Genomic DNA, 18,665 nt, shown 5'->3' with positions numbered 1-18,665 from the left:
ACCCGAAAATAGGGGGATCAGGAACGGTGATTGGCAGGTACCTGTTACGAAGCATCGCACTGCTGTTGACACCGGTGCTGCTGTACTGGCTGCTCGGCGTGGCGGTCTATCGTTACGTGCTGCCACCGGTGACGCCGCTGATGCTCATCCGCTCGGTCGAGCGCGGCCACCTGGTCTGGCACCAAGGCGTGCCGCTCGAAGCGATCGCGCGACCGCTGGCACTGGCAGTCGTGGCGGCAGAGGACAGCGGTTTCTGCCTGCACCGTGGCGTGGATCTGCAGGCCGTGGAGACCGCGGCGCAGGAGTACCGCGATTCCGGGCGACTGCGCGGCGCCAGCACCATCACGATGCAGGTGGCGCGCAATCTTTTCCTGTGGAACGGTGGCGGGGTATTCAGAAAGGCGCTGGAAATTCCGCTGGCCCTGGCACTCGATGCGCTGTGGCCCAAGCGCCGCATCGTCGAGGTGTACCTGAATATCGCCGAATGGGGACCGGGGGTGTTCGGCGCGCAGGCCGCGGCGCAATTCCATTTCCGGGTGAATGCCGCGCAACTCACCCCGGTGCAGGCGGCGCGTCTCGCCGCCGTGCTGCCCAGCCCCGTCAAATGGAGTCCGTCACGACCCAGTGACTACGTACAGCGCCGCGCACGCTTCATACAGACCCAAAGTGCGCGGCTCTCGGCAGCGCAACTCGGGTGTATCGCGAATATCGCACGGCGCTGAGCGCCCGCGCCATCAGTCGCAGAATTGGTGCTCGCTGGCCCGTGCCTCGGCAATTCGCTGCTGGCGATCCTGATCGGTATAGCGTTGATAACTGCCGTCCTCGCGCTGAAAACGAACCATCGGCTCGTTCTCCAGACGGCTCAGCACATCGCGCGCGGCAGCGCAGTTGGCCCGTCGCAGGGCAGCATCCTGGCGCTGCTTCGTGGCTGCCTCGGCAGCTTGCGCCTCGGCAGCGCGACGCTTTTCCGCTGTTTCGTCATAACCCTTGATCCGCTCGCTGGCCTTTTCGGGATCCGGATTGCGCAGGAACTTCAGGTCTTCGCTCTCGGCCGCCTGTCCGGGCGGAGGAGCCGAGCTGTAGTGCACACCGCCATCGGCATCCACCCAGCGATAGATCTGCTCGGCCTGCAGAGCCACCGAGCAAAGCAGCAGGACCAGACCCGCCATCAGCTTGCCACGCATAGCGATTCCTCCTCTCGCAGACATTCGTCCTAATTAAAGACCAATTCGCTGAGCTCTGCGTTCCCCGCTTCCCCGAGCGAGGATTCGCGAATCCGGCTTTGCAGCCAGATACCCCCATCGGGTGACTTGAGCACCACACCCAGACCTCCGGGGCTGCTCAGCTGCAATTGCCGCGGCCTGCCGTCGAACAGGGCCAGCCCGGGAATTCGCATCGCGCCGAGCGCCGCCAGCACGCCCTGCGCATCACAGCATACCTCGCAGCTGAACTCGTGCTCTTCACCGCAACGCGGACGCAACATGCAGTCGATATCCAGCAGTGACTCGACCAGCGGCGCGACTGCGTCCGCCGCGTGACTGGCAAGCCACAGCCGCACCGTGTCACGCACCACCTGCTCGCAGCGCTCGGGTTGCTGCAGCAGCGTCAGATAGATCTCGTCGCGCGCCGCGTACACCTGCATGCGTTCGCCACGCTCGATGCCGGGCAACTGCCGCTCGAAGGCCACCAGCAGCGCATCCGCAACCGCACGCAACAGGCTGCCCACCGGCACTTCGGCCCGCATCGCCAGGTAGCGTACCGTGGCCGGCAGGATATGTCCGCTGACCAGCAGCAGATGGGCGGTGATCAGGAAATATCCTTCCTCGCCTTCGGCCCGATCGAAAGTATGACAGCCCACCACGTATTCGCCCTTGGCTTTTCCGTAACCCGCCACCGGCAGTGTCTGGATGCGATACTCCTCGCGCCGCTCGTGAAATTCGGTGCCGGGCAGCAGTGTGTAGCCGAAAATATTGATGCTCGGAAACTTTGCCAGCAGGCGATCGAGATTGCGCTCGAAACTCGCGAGATCGTCGCCGGGAAGCCCCCAGATCAGCTCGGCGGATATGGGAATGCCTGCTTGCGCCATGCGCTGCGCGATCGGCTCGTAGACGTTCGCCGCCATGTTTTCGCGGTGGCAGAGCTGCAGGGCGAGCGGCGTGAGCGTCTGCAGTGCGAGCTGGTAGAACGGCAGCAGTCCATTCTCGTGCAGCATCAGCACGATCTCCTGCACCCGCGGACTGTGCTTCTTCGACCACGAAGTCGCGAAGGTGCGCGGCAAGCCGAAGCGCTGCTTCAACTCGCAGATCATGCGTGCTTTTTCGACGTCGTCCCGCAGCGCGCCGAAATTCGAATCCGCCAGCCAGATATTGGCGATCCCGGCACGCACGATCTTCTCCCAGTCGCGACGCAGCCGTTCCAGCGGAAATGACACCATCCTGGTACCTATCGCTCCGGTTCCCCATTCGCAGAACGCACATTTGTAGGGGCAACCGCGCGTGGTTTCGTAGCTCACCGCATCGTACAGCGGCTGTCCCCGCGCGTCGCGCAGCTCGATCACGTCAAACGGCGAAGGCAATTCCTCGAGCCGCAGCTGACGCTCACGCCGCGGCGAACGCAGCAGCGCGCCGTCCGCATCGAGACAGGCGATGCCGGGCACCGCGGGCCACAGTGCCCGTGGCGTGTCGAGCATCTCCTGGAACGTCGCCTCGCCTTCACCGATCACGATCGCATCGATAGGATCCGTTCCGAGATACGTCTCGGCCTGCTGCACGTGCGGACCGCCGGCGACGATCAGGATTTGCGGACACGCGGCGCGCACGAGGCGCGTGAGTTCGAGAAATTCGGCGGCATTCCAGGTGTAGAAGCTGAATCCAGCCACCGGCTCGAGGCCGGCGGCGTGCGCATGGCGGGCCTCGGCGGCGAGTTGCGGCAGATGTTGCGCGGCCCATTCGGCCACCTGCCCGCGCTCGCGAAAATGCACCTGGCGGAAATCGGTGCCGGCCGGCGCGCTGCCGTTGACACGGTACCAGGCGATCAAACCGCCAGTGGTGGTCGGCGCCGCATGAAAATTCTCGGAGTCGAGGCTGAACAACCATACCGGGCGCGGCCCATGCGTCATTGTCGCGGATCCGTCCATTCAGGCCGCCAGCGGCGCCAGTGGTTTGTCGGCACGGATGAACAACCACAACATGGCGCTCAATGCCGCGAAAAACACCCCGGTCGAAAGCGCCGCGACCCAGCCCCAGCCCTGCGCCAACGCCAGCCAAGGCACCAGCGGACCAACCACGACACCCGCGAGATTCGCCCCGGTGTTGAGGATCCCGCCCGCCGGTGCCGCATGACCATTCGCCACATAGGTCTGGGCCTGCCAGAACGCGCCCTCGGCAAACTGCGTCGCCGCGAAACACAATGACAACAGCACCACCGCCATATACGCGCTTTCGACATACATTCCCGCGGACAGGAACATGGCGGTCGCAAACATGCCGCAAGCCCCCGGCAGACGACATCCCCAACGCGGACCGAGCCGCGCGCACAGCCGGTCGCATACCCAGCCGCCGAGTGCCGCGGTGCAGGCGCCGGTCATCCAGGGCAGCGCGGCGAGGAAACCGGTTTCGAGAATGCTGAAACCGCGCTCCTTGACCAGGTAATGGAAAAACCAGGTAAAAAACAGGTAGAAGACATAGTTCATCGAGAAATAGCTCAGCGCGAGCAGCAGCGTATCGCGGTTGCGCAGCAATCGCTTCCACACCCGGGGATCGCGCTCGTGCTCGGAGCTGACATTGCGCCCGGCATTGATCAGCGCCAGCTCCGCGGCCCCGACGCCCGGATGATCGGCAGGGTTGTCGCGTGCGTACCACCACCACAACGCGAACAGCACCAGTCCGAACGGCACGAACACGTAGAACGCGCTGCGCCAGCCATAACTGACCATGACCCATGCGACGAGCGGCTGGGTCGCGGCCGCACCGAGCGCGAGACCGGTGCTCGACAGCGCGTTGGGGAATCCCCACTGTCCCTTGGGAAACCAGGTGCCGATAACACCCGCCTGCACCGGAAAAATGGGCGCATGAACGATTCCTGTTGCCAGTCGAATCAGGAACAGCGTCAGCAGCAGGCCAAAGGATGAAGTCACGACCAGCCCCGGCAACCAGCCGGTAAGCACCGAGGTCAGCAGCCACAGCACTCCCAGCACCGTGAGTACGCAACGTGCACCAAAGCGCTCGCCGACCAGACCGCCCGGCAACTGGAACAATGCATAGCCCCAGACGAAGGCTCCGTAGATCCAGCCCATCTCGACTTCGCTGATGGCGAGCTCGGGCATCATCTGCTCGCCCGCCACCTGCATGTTCTGGCGCAGCGCATATGACAGGAACGACATGCCGAACAGCAGCGCGAAAAAACGCCAGCGCGTGTTGCCCGCCCGCCCGGGAGAACTCACCCGCGCGCGCCCAGTACCGCATGCAGCGCCGCGGCGAGATGGTCGATATTGCCGTGGTTGATGCCCGCGAGATTGACGCGCGTCGATCCGACCATATAAACACCGAACTCCTCGCGCAGCCGTTCGAGTTGCGCCGAACTGATACCGAGAAACGAAAACATGCCCTTCTGCCGCGGGATGAACGAGAAATCGATGCCCGCGGCATTGTCCGCGAGCCGCTCCGCCAGCAGCACGCGCATCGCGTTGATGCGATCGCGCACTTCACCGAGTTCCGCCTGCCACCGCGAGCGCAAGCCATCGTCACCGAGTATCGTTGCGACGATCGCCGCGCCGTGCGCGGGCGGCATCGAATAGATCTGGCGCGCCGAAGCCATGGCCTGACTGGCCACCGCGTCGGCCGCGGCAGGGTTCGCGGCGATGAAAAACACCGCGCCGGCGCGCTCGCGATACAGGCCGAAATTCTTCGAGCAGGAGGCCGCCACGATGCATTCGGGCACCACCGCACTCAGCAGGCGCAAGCCCTCGGCATCCTGGTCGATACCATCGCCAAGGCCCTGGTAAGCGGTATCGACGAATGGCGTGAAGCCGTTTTTCAGCGCCAGGCCGGCGATCGCGCGCCATTGATCCAGATCGAGATCCGCGCCGGTGGGGTTATGACAGCAGCCGTGCAGCAGCACGATGTCACCGGCACCCACGCCGGCAAGCGTGCTCATCATCGCATCGAAATCGATGGCGCGGCGCGCGGCGTCGTAGTAGGGATACTCCAGTATCTGCAGCCCGGCGCCACCGATCAGCGGAATATGATTGGCCCAGGTCGGAGTGCTGACCCAGACCCGGGCATCGGGGCGTGCGCGACGGATGAGTTCCGCGCCGATCCGCAAGGCGCCGCAGCCGCCTGGCGTCTGCACGCCGCGGCAGCGGTTCTCCACAAGCACCGGGTGAGCCTGGCCGAGCAGCAACGCGCTCATGCGCTCGTTGTAGAGTGGATCGCCGGCGATGCCCTGGTAGGTCTTGGTGGTTTCGGTGCGAAGCAGTTGCGCTTCGGCCTCGTGCACCGCGCGCATGATCGGCGTACAACCCGATTCGTCCTGGTAGACGCCGACCCCGAGGTCGATCTTGCGAGTACGCGGATCCTGGCGGAATTCCGCCATGAGACCCAGAATCGGATCAGGCGCGAGCAGGCAAAGATTCTCGAACATGGTAATTCCTTGCAAAAACAGGGATCGGCTTTCAGCCAGCCAGGTATTGCGCGCATCGGGTATTGCCGTACCCGATGAATGCCGCTCGACGCACGGCGCTTGCGGCTCCGCGCTGCGTCACGCTACAACGCATCGATGCTGCCGTGCACCGGCTCGCCCTCGAACAGCGTCAGCAGTGCTTTCGCCTCCGAAATCTCGCGCACATCGATTGTGAACAGGTTGCGATCGAGCACCACCAGGTCGGCGTACTTGCCCGCCTCGAGCGAGCCCGCGTCGTGTTCCATGCCATTGGTGTAGGCCGCATCGATGGTAAAGGCGGCCAGCGCCTCGGGCAGGTCGATGCGCTGCTCCGCAACGAACACATCACCATCGTCGAGCTCCGGATCCGCGCGCCGCACCGCGACTTCGATCTCCTCGAAGGGATTTGCCGTCGAGACCGACCAGTCACTGCCAAAGGCGATCATGGCACCGCTGTCGTGCAGGCTGCCGATCGGGTACATGCGGCTGGCGCGCTCGGCACCGATGAAAGGGATCGTGAGCTCGGTGATGTAGTCATCGGCCCAGGCCCATAGCGGCTGGAAATTGGCGATCACGTCGAGTTGGCGAAAACGCGGGATGTCAGCGGCGTCTATCAATTGCAGGTGGGCGATATGGTGGCGATGACCGAGCGCACCGTTGTTCTCGCGCGCGCTCTGCACCGCGTCGAGACACTGACGGACCGCGGCATCACCGATGGCATGAAAGTGCACCTGGAAGCCCTCGGCATCCAGCGCCGTCACGGCTTCCTTGAGAAATTCCGGCTCGACCATCGGAATGCCGCGCACCTCGCCCTCGATGAGATAGGGCTCCAGCATCGCGGCGGTGTAGTTCTCCATCACGCCGTCCTGCATGATCTTGACGGTGGTGGCGCGCACATGACCGCGCGTATAGCGCGCGCGACGCGTCTTCATCGCGGCGATCTGCTCCAGCCCCTGATCGCGCTCCCACCATTGCGCCGCCACCACATGCAGGCTCAACTCGCGATTGGCGTCCAGTGTTTCATAGGTCTCGAGATCCGCCTCGCTGACGTGGGCATCCTGCATCCCGGTGACCCCGTAGCCATTGAGCATCGCCACCGAGTAACGCAGCCCGGCGAGACGCTGCGCCGCGCTCGGTGCCGGTACATGCTTCGCGACCAGTGCGCGGGCCCCTTCCTGCAGGCTGCCGATCGGCTCTCCACTCGCCGGATCGCGGTCGATGCGCCCGTCCACCGGATCAGGCGTATCGCGGGTAATTCCCGCAATCTCCAGCGCCTTGCTGTTGGCCCACGCGGTGTGACCATCGCTGCTCGAGAGAAATACCGGACGATCCGCGACGATCGCATCGAGGATCTCGCGCCCGGGCATGGCGCCTGGCCCGAAGGCCGACATCAGCCAGCCACCACCGGTGATCCAGGCCTCGTCGGGATGTGACTCGGCGTAACGCCTGATCGCCTCCAGGTACTGCTCGCTGGTCTTGAGGCCGTTCAGATTGCAGGCCGCTGCTTCCATGCCACCGCCGATGGGATGGATATGGACATCCTGCATGCCCGGCAACACCATTTTTCCAGCCAGATCGACCACCTGCGTTTCCGCCCCGATCAGCGCCTCGACCTCGCTATCGTCGCCCGCGAACAGAATCCGCCCGTTGCGTATCGCCACTGCCTCGGCCCAGGAGCGGGCGGCATCCATGGTGTAAATCTCGCCGCCCCGCAATACCAGGTCCGCGACCGGTCGCACCGGACTCGCCGGCCGGGGAAGTTGCGGTGCCGGCGCCTGCTCGGGTGTGCACGCCCCGAGCAGCAAGCCGAGGCCGAGCAGCGCGGCGATATTCAGCTTGCGCAGGCCTGTTCCGGTGAAAGCATTCATGCCAGGGCTCCGTCGGGAAAGAAAGGTCTGTTTCGTCGCCGTAGAGGCGGCGCGGCGATTGTGCCTGCTGGCGTTCGCGGCGTCGAGCCTCAGCCTCGCCTCGGCCGAGAACGGTCGTGATCTGCGCTATGGCCTTGTTTGCATCATTCTGCCGCACAGTGTCACCATGGGCCACCACTCGCCCGTCACCGATGGCGCGGCATGGCACATGCGCCAGGCTGTCCTGCTCCGCGCACGCGAAGGAAACACACCCATGCGCATCAAGCGACGCGACCTCATATCAGGATTCGGTATTGCCGTGGGAGCACTGCATCTCAGCCCGCTGGAGGCCATCGCAGCAGGTATGCTCGACCCTCAGGCTGCCGGCCCCGAATACTATCCGCCGGCGCTGACGGGTCTGCGTGGCAACCACGCCGGTTCCTTCGAAACGGCGCACGCGCTGGCACTGCAGGGGCAGCACTTGCCCTACCCGGCAAGCGCGAGTGATTCGCGCTACGACCTGGTGGTCGTTGGCGGAGGGTTGTCGGGACTCGCGGCGGCGCGCTTCTTCCGCGAACAGCGCGGGCACGAGGCGCGTATCCTGGTACTCGACAACCACGACGATTTCGGCGGCCATGCCAAGCGCAATGAATTCACGGTCGATGGCCACACCCTCATTGGCTACGGCGGCAGCCAGAGCATCGACACGCCCTCGGGCTACAGCCCGCAATCGGCCGCCCTGCTGCGCGCGCTCGGCATCGATACCACGCGCTTCTATCGCTATTACGACCGGGAATTCACCCGCCGCAACAAGCTGGGATCGAAACTGTTCTTCGACCGCGCGCACTACGGCGTCGACCGCCTGATCGACGATCCGCGTGCTAATTCCTGGCTGGGAACCGGCGATTCCACCGATCCGGCAGCGGCGGTGCAACGCATGCCGCTCGACGCAAAGTCCCGCGCAGCCTACCTGCGCCTGATCACCGACACCCGGGATCTGCTGGCGGGCAAGAGCACCGAGGACAAGATCCTGCTGCTGCGCGGCATGTCATACGACGATTTCCTGCGCCACGTCGCGGGCATGCCGGAGCCGGTCGTGCTGCTGTTTCGCAGCGAGTCGATGGGGCTCTGGGGCATAGGATACGATGCCATTTCGGCGCTGGAAGCCGCGCGCAACGAGATGCCGGGCACCCTTCATCTGGGCATCGGCGCGGCTCTGGCGACCCACGGCGGCGCCGAGGACGAACCCTATATCTTTCATTTTCCCGATGGCAATGCCGGCATCGCACGACTCCTCGTACGCGATCTCGTGCCGGGCAGCGCCAGCGGCAATTCGATGGAAGACATCGTCGGTGCGCGATTGCGCTACGACCAGCTCGACCTGGCGCAACATGCCGTGCGCATCCGCCTGAACGCCACCGTACTCGATGTGCGTCACGCTGCCGACCGCGCCACCGTGGACGTGATGTATGCGCGCGCCGGGCGCACCGAACGCGTGCAGGCGAGCCACGCCGTGCTCGCCTGCTACAACAACATCATCCCGTACCTGTGTCACGAACTGCCGCCAGCGCAGGCCGAAGCGCTGCGCTGGCCGCAAAAAGTGCCGCTGGTGTATACCAACGTGGCTTTGCGCAACTGGCGCGCTTTTGCCAAGGCCGGAATGTATTATTTTTCCGCACCGCAGGATTTTTTCGGCTACGGGATGCTCGATTTTCCGGTGAGCATGCCGGGCTATGCATTCAGCGAAAATCCCGACCAGCCGATCCTGCTGCACCTGGTGCATACGCCAGCGGTCCCCGGACTGCCGCCACGCGAGCAATATCGCCAGGGGCGCGCCACGCTGCTGGGCATGCGCTTCGAGGATTTCGAACAGCATGTAGTGCGCCAGTTGCAGGGCATGCTGGGCGAATACGGCTTCGATGCCGCGCGCGATATCGCCGCAATCACCGTGAACCGCTGGCCGCACGGCTATGCCTACGAATACATCGACCTCCACGATCCCGCCGACTGGGGTCACGACAAGGGCCCGCATATTACCGGGCGCGCCCGCTGCGGCAGAATATCGATCGCCAATTCGGATTCGGAAGCGAACGCCTATGTCAACGGCGCGGTCGACGCCGCGTGGCGCGCGGTAGCGGAACAGCTGGAGCAGGCCGGATAGCCGTGATCGCCCGGCTGCGATGATAATCAGTCCGGGCAGTCGTAGATCACGTAGAGCTTGCGGTAACCGGCGCTGTCCCAGGTCCCGGTCCAGCCCTTTGGCACCAGCACACCATCGCCTGCCACGGCCTCGATCACGGTGCCATCCCCCGAGCTGAGGGTCACACCGCCCTGCAGGAAGTACATGAATTCATCGTGTTCATAAGGCTCATCGACCTGGTAGCGATTGCGCCCGGTTTCATAGACACCGGTCTGCAGACAGCCGTCGTCACTTTCGTGCACGACCAGATCGCGCGCGCCCACCGTGCCGCTGGCGCTGGTCTCGTCGAGGCTCTCGGCACGCGGATCGGCGAATATTTCACCGTTGAGCAGTGCTCCGCGCATCAATACCGGGTGTTCCGCGGCGCTGCAGGCGAAGGTTACGCCGAACACAAGAGCGGCAACGATTGCTTTTCTCACGACGGATCTCCTGATCTTTTTGCAACGGGCAGCGTAGCCAGTTCTGCTGCGTCAGCCAAAGCCTCACTGCAGCGGAGACTGGGCCAGTATATAGTCGGGAAGATCACCCTGCACATGCACGGTCCGGGTCGGGAATGCGGTCTGTGCGCCATCTCCGGGACGAGTCACATGCCGAAGTAGGGAACGTGCGCGGGCGCTGTTGCGGGCGATTCCTCCGCGGGAATCGATCCGGGTTCGGGCGCTGCCATCGGCGTCGCCGGCTCGGGGATCGCGCTCGGCGCGGCCTGCGTGGCAACAGGCTCCGGCGCCATCACCGGCGCTGCCGGAGCGGGAAGCGCTTCGGCAGCAGCAGGCTCGGTCGCACCCTGGACTGGCATCGCCGCCGGAGCAAGTACTGGCTGGCCCTGGACCGGAACCGGCTCCGGCGCAGACACCGGCACGCCCTGGACCGGAACCGGCTCCGGCGCAGACACCGGCACGCCCTGGACCGGCCCCGGATCCGGTGCAGGCAACGGTACACCCTCGGCGGCCGGCGCTTGCGGCCCGCCCTCGGGCACTCGCGGCGCGGGCGTCGCCCCCTCCGTCCCGGGCGCAAACAGGGGCGTCTCCACCGGTGCCGACGCAGGCTCGGTCGGCGCCGGCGCGGGATCAGGATCGGGGAGCCGGATCTCGCCGATGGTGTGCTCGACCGCGGCAAAGAATCGACTGTAGAAATTCTTGTCGTCGATCGTCTCTTCCGAGATCTTCACCAGGGAATCGGCACTCTGACCGAAAGGCAGCGAGATCGAACCCACCGCGGCGACCCCCACGCTGGCGGAACTGCTGCTCTTCTTCAGATCGTAGGTACTGAGCACTCCGTTGACGAACAGCGCGCTGCCCTTGCTTTCAGGCACGCAAACCACGTTCATTTCGATGAATGTACTGAGACTGTCCTTGTTCCTGAGGGCCTTGCGGCCCTTGACGGTGTCGACGGTCGCGACATCGATCAGGTACCCCTGTCCGAGCAGGGAACGGCGCGCGCTTTCGCAAGCGGTGGCAACCTCGCTGTCGAATTTCATCTTGAACGGGCTATCGGTGGCGAAACTTTCCCCGGTATAGACGGCGTTGCTGCCACAGGCAGCCTGAAGCACCGCGCACAGGGCCAGCAGAAAAATTTTCGCCTTGCATTTCAGGAACAGGACGGGGCGTGATTGCATGAACGTGACCGGGGGCTCTGCTGTTTACCGGTGCGAATGATACAACGAAAGTCCGCCGCGCCTGTTGGCGCCGGCATTCCGGGGTGTGTCCGGGGCAGCCACTCATTGCGCAATAGAGGCCCGGAAGCGGTAATTGCAAACGGCAGAGGGGGGGGTTGGTCAGGATACTCGGTGACCGTTTTGCCTTCAGTCTTCCGTTGCGGGATGACTGAGCTTATCAACGGTCACCGAGCATCCAGTGGCTCAACGGCAGCAATATGTATTCCACTCCGGCCAAGGCATTGGAAACCATGGAAAAATTTCGAAGCGCCCGGTGCCGGCAGACTGCCGTGGTAAAGGATTTCGACAACAACTGCGCCAGTTGACCGGATTGACGGCTACCCGCGGCCACGAGCGGCCGACAACGTCGCGACCGGGGTAGCGACCGCGAGCGGCCGTATTTCACTTCGCGAGGAAGAACCACTGGTTTTCGAGCGCATCGGGTCGCGCGGGTATTCCTGTTCGCGCGCTGCGACGATCCTCTTTCGAGCGTTGCAGAACGCTGTCCAGCTGGCCCCACCGTCGATTGTTTTCCTCGCGCCGCTCTTCGCCACCGCGCCGATCAGCAAAATGCACATAGCGGCAATTACAGCTTTTCGAGCTGCAGTACGATAGCGGCAATTGCGGCGCATCCTTGGACAGGAACCGCTTCTGGCTCAGTCTGCGCACCCCTTCACAGGCCTCCTTGCCGCACACCACCGATACGGCGTGGAACTCGTTGGATGCACGTCGCAATGACTCGGGGAGCCCTGCCCGCGGCTTGAAATAAAGATATTTTGGCATTTGCACCCCCTTGATCCGGGCGATCCGGGCAATCGGCTTCTTTTTTCAGGCAACCCGCCCAACCGGGGCCAGCGTCCCCGCAAAGCGGAAAAGCAGCCTACTCCTGTACTCAACCCTTGTCATGGCCCATATGGGTCATTTCTCTTCATTCGGCGTCTAATCCTCCGTAACGCCCTCGCCACGCAACTCCTCGAGGCCATCGAGATCCACCTGTCCGAGCGCATCGGCCAGTTCATCGGCATCCCCGACGGTACCGGAAAGCGTGACCGTGAAGCGATCGCCGATCACCACCGAGCGCTCGCCGTACTGACTTTCCCGGTTCCAGCTTTCGCGCGTCATGCGGCCACCTTCCTTGAACGTGCGCTCGTATCCGGAATCGGTTTCCTGCTCCTGCTCGATATTCGCCCAGCCGGCCAGCGCGGTGATCCCGCGCACCGAACCGGTGTCGGTGATATGCAACTGCAGACCGCGGCCGTCGCTGTCGGCATAGTGTGCCTGGGCGGACGATACCTGGAGCCCCATCGCCCCGCTGCGCTCGGCCGTCACTTCGCTCCGCTCGCGCCCGGCAATTGACGCGGGCAGGAACTCGCGCAAGCGCTCCGGTGCCAGCGCCTCGACCTTGCCACCGCCGAGCGCGGCCCCCATCAGATCGCCCAGCGCCTCCTGCTGCGCCGCGCTGTCGCCGGATTCCTGGGCGTCGCGCATCTTGCGCTCGGCCGTTTCCATCTTCGCCGTCCAGTCCTGCAGGTTGCCCATGGGGCTGTCCTTGTCGAACTCCACCGAACTCGAACCCGCAATTCCCGGCCCCGAGCCTGCACCCAGCCCGCCGCCGATGCCGCCAACGGTCAGGGCAACGACCGAGCCAAGAATCATGGCCGCGAGGATGGTCGCGGCGGTATATTTGACGGCACTCTCCTGCGGGCACTTCATCGTCACCGGCAGCGCCAGGTACAACAGGCGGATGCTGTAGATTCCGCCGCCCAGCATCACCAGGCCGCCGATCCACGGCAGCACCTGCGCGATGCTCGCGATCATGACCGCCGTGTAGGAGTACGCGATGGTTTTCAGCGCCTGCAGCGGGTCTTTCTGCGCCTTGAAGTACGGTGCCAGCCAATCGATGACCAGCGCCACCACGTAGATCATCGCCAGGCTCATGGCATAACCGATCAGCATTGCACCCAGGCCCGCAAAGACTCCCACGCGCATGGTGCCGAGAAACGGAACGCTCGTGCCTATCAGGCTGCCCTTGATGAAACCCGCAAGCGCAGGCAGCGCCGCGAGATACAGCAGGTAGTTGCGGTAGATATCACCGGTGGTGGAAGACTCCCCGGCTATCACGCTCCATTCGTTACGGGGTTCGAGCAGGATCTTTTGCGCGCGCGCAACCAGTTTGTCGAAGTTCATGACGGGCTCCTTTGAGTTGACGGGCGCACTCAACGGCGACTCCTGGATATGCCCTGTCTATATACCCCATGCATGGGGGAGTGTCGATAGCGCCGCGCCGTCTGCCGCCCTCGCTATCGTGATCGGATAACTCGCGCCGCTGGCGCCATCGAAGCGGTGGCATCGGCAGGCAATTCCGCGTGTTCGCGCAGCCAGCGACCAGGATCTCCGGTCAGATCATGCACCTGCACTCCCATGCTCGCGTATCGTGCCCAATCCATCGCGCGCTCGCCATCACGCGTATCCGCGGCTCCCGCCGAGCGCGCCAGGATGATGGACCCGTCGAAGCGCTCACTCGGTCCGTAGCAGTCCAGCGCCCGGGAAACGGCGTATTCGATGTGCTGGTTGCGGATGATCTCCCGCAGTCTGCCAGCCATCCCGAGATCGCGGTGCAATGCCTTGAATTGCCGGCCCAGGCGGGCAAACAGTGCCGCGCCAGATCCTGCGCCGCGCGCCTGGCCGGGAGCCGGCGCATCGCACAGGATCAGTTGCGTCACCTGTTTGCCGCGCCGCTGCAGTTCCACTGCCACCGCGAAGCCGACCACGGCACCATCGCATTCTCCGGCGATGCGGTAGGGGCCGCGGCGCTGCGCGGCAAGAATGATATCAACCAGTCTGCAAGCCATTTCCTCGACGTCTCGCAGCGGCTGCAAACCCTTGTCCAGGCGCTCGCCCTGCAAGGCATGCACGTCCAGGCGGTACAGCGGCTGCCCGGAATGTATGGATCGTGCGGCAGCGGCACCACCCGGCCCGCGGCCAATCGCGTACAACTGCGAGAGTGCGGCCCCGCTTGCACCAACCGCAATTGCCTCGACAGGGCATGCCTCGCCCGCCGTTGCGCAGATATCTTCCACGGTCAGTCCCTGGAAGAAGTCCGCGAGATCGAGCCTGATGCCTAAAGCCTCCTCGATCCGGGTAACGACACTCATCGCGGCGAGCGAGTGGCCGCCCAGGTCGAAGAAGTCATCGCGAATACCAACGCGTTCCAGTCCCAGCACCTCGGCCCAGATGCCCGCGATTATTTCCTGCATCGGGGTTTGCGGTGCCACGCAGGACTCCGCGGCCAAACCGGCATCCGGAAACGGCGCCGGCAGCGCCTTGCGATCGACCTTCCCGCTCGGTGTCAACGGCATCCGCTCGAGCACGCTGACCGTCGCGGGAATCATGTATTTCGGCAGCGATTGTTTCAGATGTTCGCGCAGCAGCGCGCCCGGCTGTGCTGCCCGGTCGCTGTCCGGTGCCAGACGCACATAGGCTGCGAGTTGCTTGTTCTGCGCATCGCCGATGACCGCCACGACGGCTTCCTCGACCAGCGGGTGGCTCAGCAGGCTCGCTTCGATTTCACCGAGCTCGATGCGGTAGCCGCGCACCTTCACCTGGAAATCGCTGCGGCCCAGGTATTCGATATGACCCTCGCTGGTCCAGCGCCCGAGATCGCCGCTGCGATAAAGCCGGCCGAATTCGCCGGCCTCGACAAACGCGGCGGCCGTCAGTTCGTCACGCCCGAGATAACCACGCGCCAGGCAATCACCGCCGATACAGATCTCGCCGGCAACGCCGATCGGCAATGGCTTGAGCCAGGCATCCAGCACGTGGATCCGGTAATTGGCCAGGGGCCGTCCTATATCACCCGCGCGATAGTGCCCCGCGCGCACCACCGCATGACTCGCGTAGACCGTCGTTTCGGTGGGACCATACCAGTTCATGAACAGCGCACAACGCGCCGCCAGGCGCTCGCCAAGGCTCCCGGTCAGCAACTCACCACCAACCACGCCGACCAGCGCCTGCGCGGGTTGCCAGCCGGCATCAAGCAGCAGATGCCAGGTTGCCGGCGTTGCCTGCAGATGGGTCACGCCGCGATCATTTATCTGCCGGGCCAGCAACCGGCCATCCACCACCGTTTCATCGTTCGCCAGCACCATGCGCGCGCCACAAACCAGCGGCGCAAACAACTCCAGCGCGAATATATCGAAGGATGCCGTGGTAACCGACAGCAGGCGGTGATGCTCGCGCAACTGCAGCACCTGCTGGGCTGCGTGAATGAAATTCACCAGAGCCGCATGTTCGATCATCACACCCTTGGGCCGACCGGTCGAACCCGAGGTGAATATCACGTACGCGAGCCGCGACGATGCCAGCGCCAATCGCGGATTGCTGTCGGTGAAGTCGCCAGCGCGAAGCAGTTCGGGCAACGTCCGCTCGGTAATGATCAGTTCGAGTCCCGCTTCCTCCACGATGAGATCGTGCCGCTGCCGCGGAAGAGCAGGATCCAGCGGCACATAGCCCGCACCCGCCTTGAGAACGGCCAACAATGCAACCACGAGTTCCGGCGAACGGTTCAGGCACACGCCGACCGGCTGATCGGGCTGCACGCCGTGGCGGACCAGTGCATGCGCCAGGCGGTTGGCGCGGCAGTCGAGCTCGCGATAGCTGAGGCGTTGATCGCAAAATTCCAGCGCGATCGCAGCGGGAGTGCGTTCGACCTGCGCCTCGAACAATTGCTGGATGCCCGTGTGCGACGGATACACCCGTCCCGTGTCGTTCCACGACCGAAGCAGGCGAAGCTCGGCTTCGCCAGGCAATTCGAGGCTGTCGACGAGCACGGTGCGGTTGTCGAAGAAATGCTCCAGCAAGCGGATGAAATGATCCAGGCTGCGCTCGCGCGCAGCGGCGTCGGGCCACACCCCGATGTTGAAATCCATGGCCAGACAGAACTCGCCGCTGGCCGGCGTGTGGGTGATATCGACATCCAGGCTGGTACGCCCGGCCCAATCGCCCGCCGCACTGCTCTCCTCGCCGGGCACGGAATCCAGCAGAGCGATCGCGGCAATCCGCTGCAGGCTGGCGGCTGCTCCGCCAAAGCGGGTGTCGGACGGCACCCGGTAATTCAGCATGCATTCGAAACGGCCGTTGCGGGACGTGACCGTATGCGAGCGATGGGGCTTTATGTCGTTCGCCTCGGCGCGAATCTTCCCGAGCAGGGCGGAAAGATTGTCCTCGCTGCCGACGTTCAGCCGGTTGCGGCTGATCTCCATGAACATGCCGAGGGTGTCGGCAAACTCCGGAGTGCGATTGAGCAGCGGCACGCCGATGCACAGATCGCTGTTGCCGGTGACCCGCTTCAGGAACGCAAACAGTGCCGTGGCAAAAACAATGGAGGGCGGTGTGTCCCGCTTCACGTTGAGGATCTTCTGACTCAGCTCCAGCGGCAGCACGCGGGTGTGCCGGCGCATTGAAGCTCTCTTCCTGTCACTGCCATGACCGTAGAATCTGACCGGTTCCGGCGCCCTTTCGAAGCGTGCGTTCCAGTAGGCTTCACTGGCGCGCGCCTGTTCCGAGCGCAGGTAGTCCGCGCGCAAGACCAGGTACTCGCCAAATGAGCGATGCGGCGCGGCCTGGCCCGACTCGTCGCCACCGCCACTGCCCGTGGCTTCACGATAGAAGCGGTCGAGATCGGCAATCATGACCTGGCAGCTGCGACCATCGGTCATGCAGTGGTGCTGGTTCAGGAAAAACACGAAATGTTGCTCGTCCAGCCTGACAAGCGCCGCTTCATGCAATTGTTCATCGAGCCCGAATACCTGGCGGCATTTGCGCTGTATCCAGGCGGCGAAATCCTGCTCCGCCGCATCACCCGAAAAATCGACAAACGGCAGCTCCGGCTGCGCCCCCCCGGCGATCGTGGCAACGAAATTTCCGCTACTGTTCGACACCACCATGCGCATGGCGTCATGCGCGTCCACAAGCCTCGCGAATGCTTGTTTGAAGGCTCCGACATCGAGCCGCTGCCTGATGTCCAGGCGCGTGACCATGTTGTTGACGGGGACCTCGGGATGCAGCCGCCCTTCGATCCACATCAGGGTCTGCGCGGGCGTGAGCGCCACGCCGGCGAGCGGATTGGCGCTAGTCATGGGCGATGCGATGTCCGAGATTGATGTCGTTGCGCAGGCTGCACAGCGCATACAGGCCCTGCAATGCGGGAACCGCGACATCCACCAGTGCCGCGATCTCGATCACGGCGCCGAGAATCGCATCGAGTTCCAGCGGACGTTGCGCCAGCACATCCTGCAGCATCGAGGTCTTGTGCCCGCCCACCTGTTCCGCGCCCTGCAGACGACGCTCCAGCGGCACCCGGAATTCGACGCCCAGCCGCGCGGCCACCGCGCGGGCCTCGCTCATGAGTTGCACCACGTATGCGCGGCTGTGCGGATGGATCGCGATCTCGGCCATCGTCGCATGGGTGAGCGCGCTGACCGGGTTGAAGGCGAGATTCCCCCAGGTCTTCAACCAGATCTCGCCGCGAATGTCCTCGAGCACGGGTGATTTCAGGCCCGCATCGCCCAGCAGCGCGGAAATCCGCAGCGCTCGCGGCGTGACCGTCCCGTCCAGTTCTCCGAGCGGAAAGCGAATGCCTTCGATATGGCGAATCACCCCCGGCTCGATGACCTGCGCCGCCGGATAGGCCACGCAGCCAAGGATGCGTGCCGGATCGAACCGTGTGCTCAGGCGCCCACCCGGATCGACCGAACGCAGCACGGTGCCCTCGAAACTTCCGCCATGACGCTGGAAGTACCACCAGGGGATGCCGTTCTGCAGCGTGACGAGGGTGGTATGCCCGGCGACAACGCGCGCCAGTTCGGCGGCGAGCGGCTCGATCTCGTGCGCTTTCACGGCCAGGAAGACCACGTCGAAGGTGCCGCAGTCGCGCAGGCTGTCGAGCACCGTCAGCGTGTCGATCCGCGAGCAATTCCCGGTGGCCTCATGCAGCAAAAGTCCGCGCTCGCGCAACGCCAGCAACTGTTCGCCACGTTCCACCACGGTGATTTCAGCAGCCGTTTTCGCCAGGTACCCAGCCAGCAGGCCACCGATCGCACCACAACCGACAATACAAATCTTCATGAGATCAGCGCGAACTCCGCGGACAATGCCAAGCAGTATAGATCAGGCGGTTTCCGGCGATCCCCGCGACCCGTGGTGCGGTGCCGGCAGCTTTCCGCGGTTGAAATTAATACCACTGCCCCATCCGTCAAACAACGGATGTGGAGCCGGCGAATTGACGTTAACTTTCCACCCCGTCACT

Annotated in this window: 13 protein-coding genes; 2 read left to right on the top strand and 11 right to left on the bottom strand. The window is 64.2% G+C overall.

What is annotated here, in order from left to right:
- The first annotated feature begins 41 nt into the window (after positions 1 to 41).
- Positions 42 to 722 (top strand): monofunctional biosynthetic peptidoglycan transglycosylase, encoded by a 681-nt coding sequence (gene mtgA, locus IPF49_16665; GenBank protein ID MBK6289233.1) that lies wholly within the window; start codon positions 42 to 44, stop codon positions 720 to 722.
- Between the two features lie 12 nt (positions 723 to 734).
- Here the strand turns inward: mtgA and IPF49_16660 are convergent, their stop codons facing one another.
- From IPF49_16660 to IPF49_16640, 5 genes are all read right to left on the bottom strand, one after another.
- Complete coding sequence (locus IPF49_16660; protein MBK6289232.1) at positions 735 to 1,184, bottom strand: DUF4124 domain-containing protein; 450 nt, start codon at positions 1,182 to 1,184, stop codon at positions 735 to 737.
- Positions 1,185 to 1,213: 29 nt separating this feature from the next.
- A complete protein-coding gene (locus IPF49_16655) occupies positions 1,214 to 3,118 on the bottom strand; it encodes a B12-binding domain-containing radical SAM protein (GenBank protein ID MBK6289231.1) in 1,905 nt (634 codons plus the stop codon).
- An 18-nt stretch (positions 3,119 to 3,136) separates the two neighbouring features.
- A complete protein-coding gene (locus IPF49_16650) occupies positions 3,137 to 4,441 on the bottom strand; it encodes an MFS transporter (protein ID MBK6289230.1) in 1,305 nt (434 codons plus the stop codon).
- Positions 4,438 to 5,640, bottom strand: coding sequence for an aspartate/tyrosine/aromatic aminotransferase (locus IPF49_16645; protein ID MBK6289229.1), 1,203 nt, complete (start codon positions 5,638 to 5,640; stop codon positions 4,438 to 4,440). The genes IPF49_16650 and IPF49_16645 overlap by 4 nt, the downstream gene beginning before the upstream one ends.
- A gap of 122 nt (positions 5,641 to 5,762) precedes the next feature.
- Positions 5,763 to 7,526: an amidohydrolase gene (locus tag IPF49_16640; protein MBK6289228.1), complete on the bottom strand. Its 1,764-nt coding sequence runs from the start codon at positions 7,524 to 7,526 to the stop codon at positions 5,763 to 5,765.
- Between the two features lie 208 nt (positions 7,527 to 7,734).
- Here IPF49_16640 and IPF49_16635 point away from each other — a divergent pair, with 208 nt between their 5' ends.
- Positions 7,735 to 9,666 (top strand): NAD(P)-binding protein, encoded by a 1,932-nt coding sequence (locus IPF49_16635; GenBank protein ID MBK6289227.1) that lies wholly within the window; start codon positions 7,735 to 7,737, stop codon positions 9,664 to 9,666.
- 26 nt (positions 9,667 to 9,692) lie between these two features.
- Here IPF49_16635 and IPF49_16630 read toward each other — a convergent pair whose 3' ends face one another.
- The 6 genes from IPF49_16630 to IPF49_16605 form a co-directional block, all read right to left on the bottom strand.
- Positions 9,693 to 10,124 carry a DUF861 domain-containing protein gene (locus tag IPF49_16630; protein MBK6289226.1) on the bottom strand — a complete coding sequence of 144 codons (432 nt, stop codon included), beginning with the start codon at positions 10,122 to 10,124 and terminating at the stop codon, positions 9,693 to 9,695.
- 164 nt (positions 10,125 to 10,288) lie between these two features.
- A complete protein-coding gene (locus tag IPF49_16625; protein MBK6289225.1) occupies positions 10,289 to 11,320 on the bottom strand; it encodes a DUF2242 domain-containing protein in 1,032 nt (343 codons plus the stop codon).
- A gap of 441 nt (positions 11,321 to 11,761) precedes the next feature.
- A complete protein-coding gene (locus tag IPF49_16620) occupies positions 11,762 to 12,142 on the bottom strand; it encodes a hypothetical protein (GenBank protein ID MBK6289224.1) in 381 nt (126 codons plus the stop codon).
- 156 nt (positions 12,143 to 12,298) lie between these two features.
- A complete protein-coding gene (locus IPF49_16615) occupies positions 12,299 to 13,546 on the bottom strand; it encodes a YIP1 family protein (GenBank protein ID MBK6289223.1) in 1,248 nt (415 codons plus the stop codon).
- Between the two features lie 113 nt (positions 13,547 to 13,659).
- On the bottom strand, positions 13,660 to 17,496 hold the full coding sequence (locus IPF49_16610) for an amino acid adenylation domain-containing protein (GenBank protein MBK6289222.1): 3,837 nt from the start codon (positions 17,494 to 17,496) through the stop codon (positions 13,660 to 13,662).
- Positions 17,489 to 18,484 (bottom strand): 2-dehydropantoate 2-reductase, encoded by a 996-nt coding sequence (locus tag IPF49_16605; protein ID MBK6289221.1) that lies wholly within the window; start codon positions 18,482 to 18,484, stop codon positions 17,489 to 17,491. Before IPF49_16605 ends, IPF49_16610 begins: the two co-directional genes overlap by 8 nt.
- Positions 18,485 to 18,665: the final 181 nt, after the last annotated feature.

The sequence above is a fragment of the Gammaproteobacteria bacterium genome, from assembly GCA_016705365.1.
Lineage (GTDB): Bacteria > Pseudomonadota > Gammaproteobacteria > Pseudomonadales > UBA5518 > UBA5518.
This window is presented reverse-complemented; position numbering and strand designations above follow the sequence as displayed.

Excerpts from the sequence above, each read along its gene's own strand:
- IPF49_16660 (MBK6289232.1), bottom strand. The coding sequence starts at position 1,184 with ATGCGTGGCAAGCTGATGGCGGGTCTGGTCCTGCTGCTTTGCTCGGTG.
- IPF49_16655 (MBK6289231.1), bottom strand. The coding sequence starts at position 3,118 with ATGACGCATGGGCCGCGCCCGGTATGGTTGTTCAGCCTCGACTCCGAG.
- IPF49_16645 (MBK6289229.1), bottom strand. The coding sequence starts at position 5,640 with ATGTTCGAGAATCTTTGCCTGCTCGCGCCTGATCCGATTCTGGGTCTC.
- IPF49_16640 (MBK6289228.1), bottom strand. The coding sequence starts at position 7,526 with ATGAATGCTTTCACCGGAACAGGCCTGCGCAAGCTGAATATCGCCGCG.
- IPF49_16635 (MBK6289227.1), top strand. The coding sequence starts at position 7,735 with ATGCGCCAGGCTGTCCTGCTCCGCGCACGCGAAGGAAACACACCCATG.
- IPF49_16625 (MBK6289225.1), bottom strand. The coding sequence starts at position 11,320 with ATGCAATCACGCCCCGTCCTGTTCCTGAAATGCAAGGCGAAAATTTTT.
- IPF49_16620 (MBK6289224.1), bottom strand. The coding sequence starts at position 12,142 with ATGCCAAAATATCTTTATTTCAAGCCGCGGGCAGGGCTCCCCGAGTCA.
- IPF49_16615 (MBK6289223.1), bottom strand. The coding sequence starts at position 13,546 with ATGAACTTCGACAAACTGGTTGCGCGCGCGCAAAAGATCCTGCTCGAA.
- IPF49_16610 (MBK6289222.1), bottom strand. The coding sequence starts at position 17,496 with ATGACTAGCGCCAATCCGCTCGCCGGCGTGGCGCTCACGCCCGCGCAG.
- IPF49_16605 (MBK6289221.1), bottom strand. The coding sequence starts at position 18,484 with ATGAAGATTTGTATTGTCGGTTGTGGTGCGATCGGTGGCCTGCTGGCT.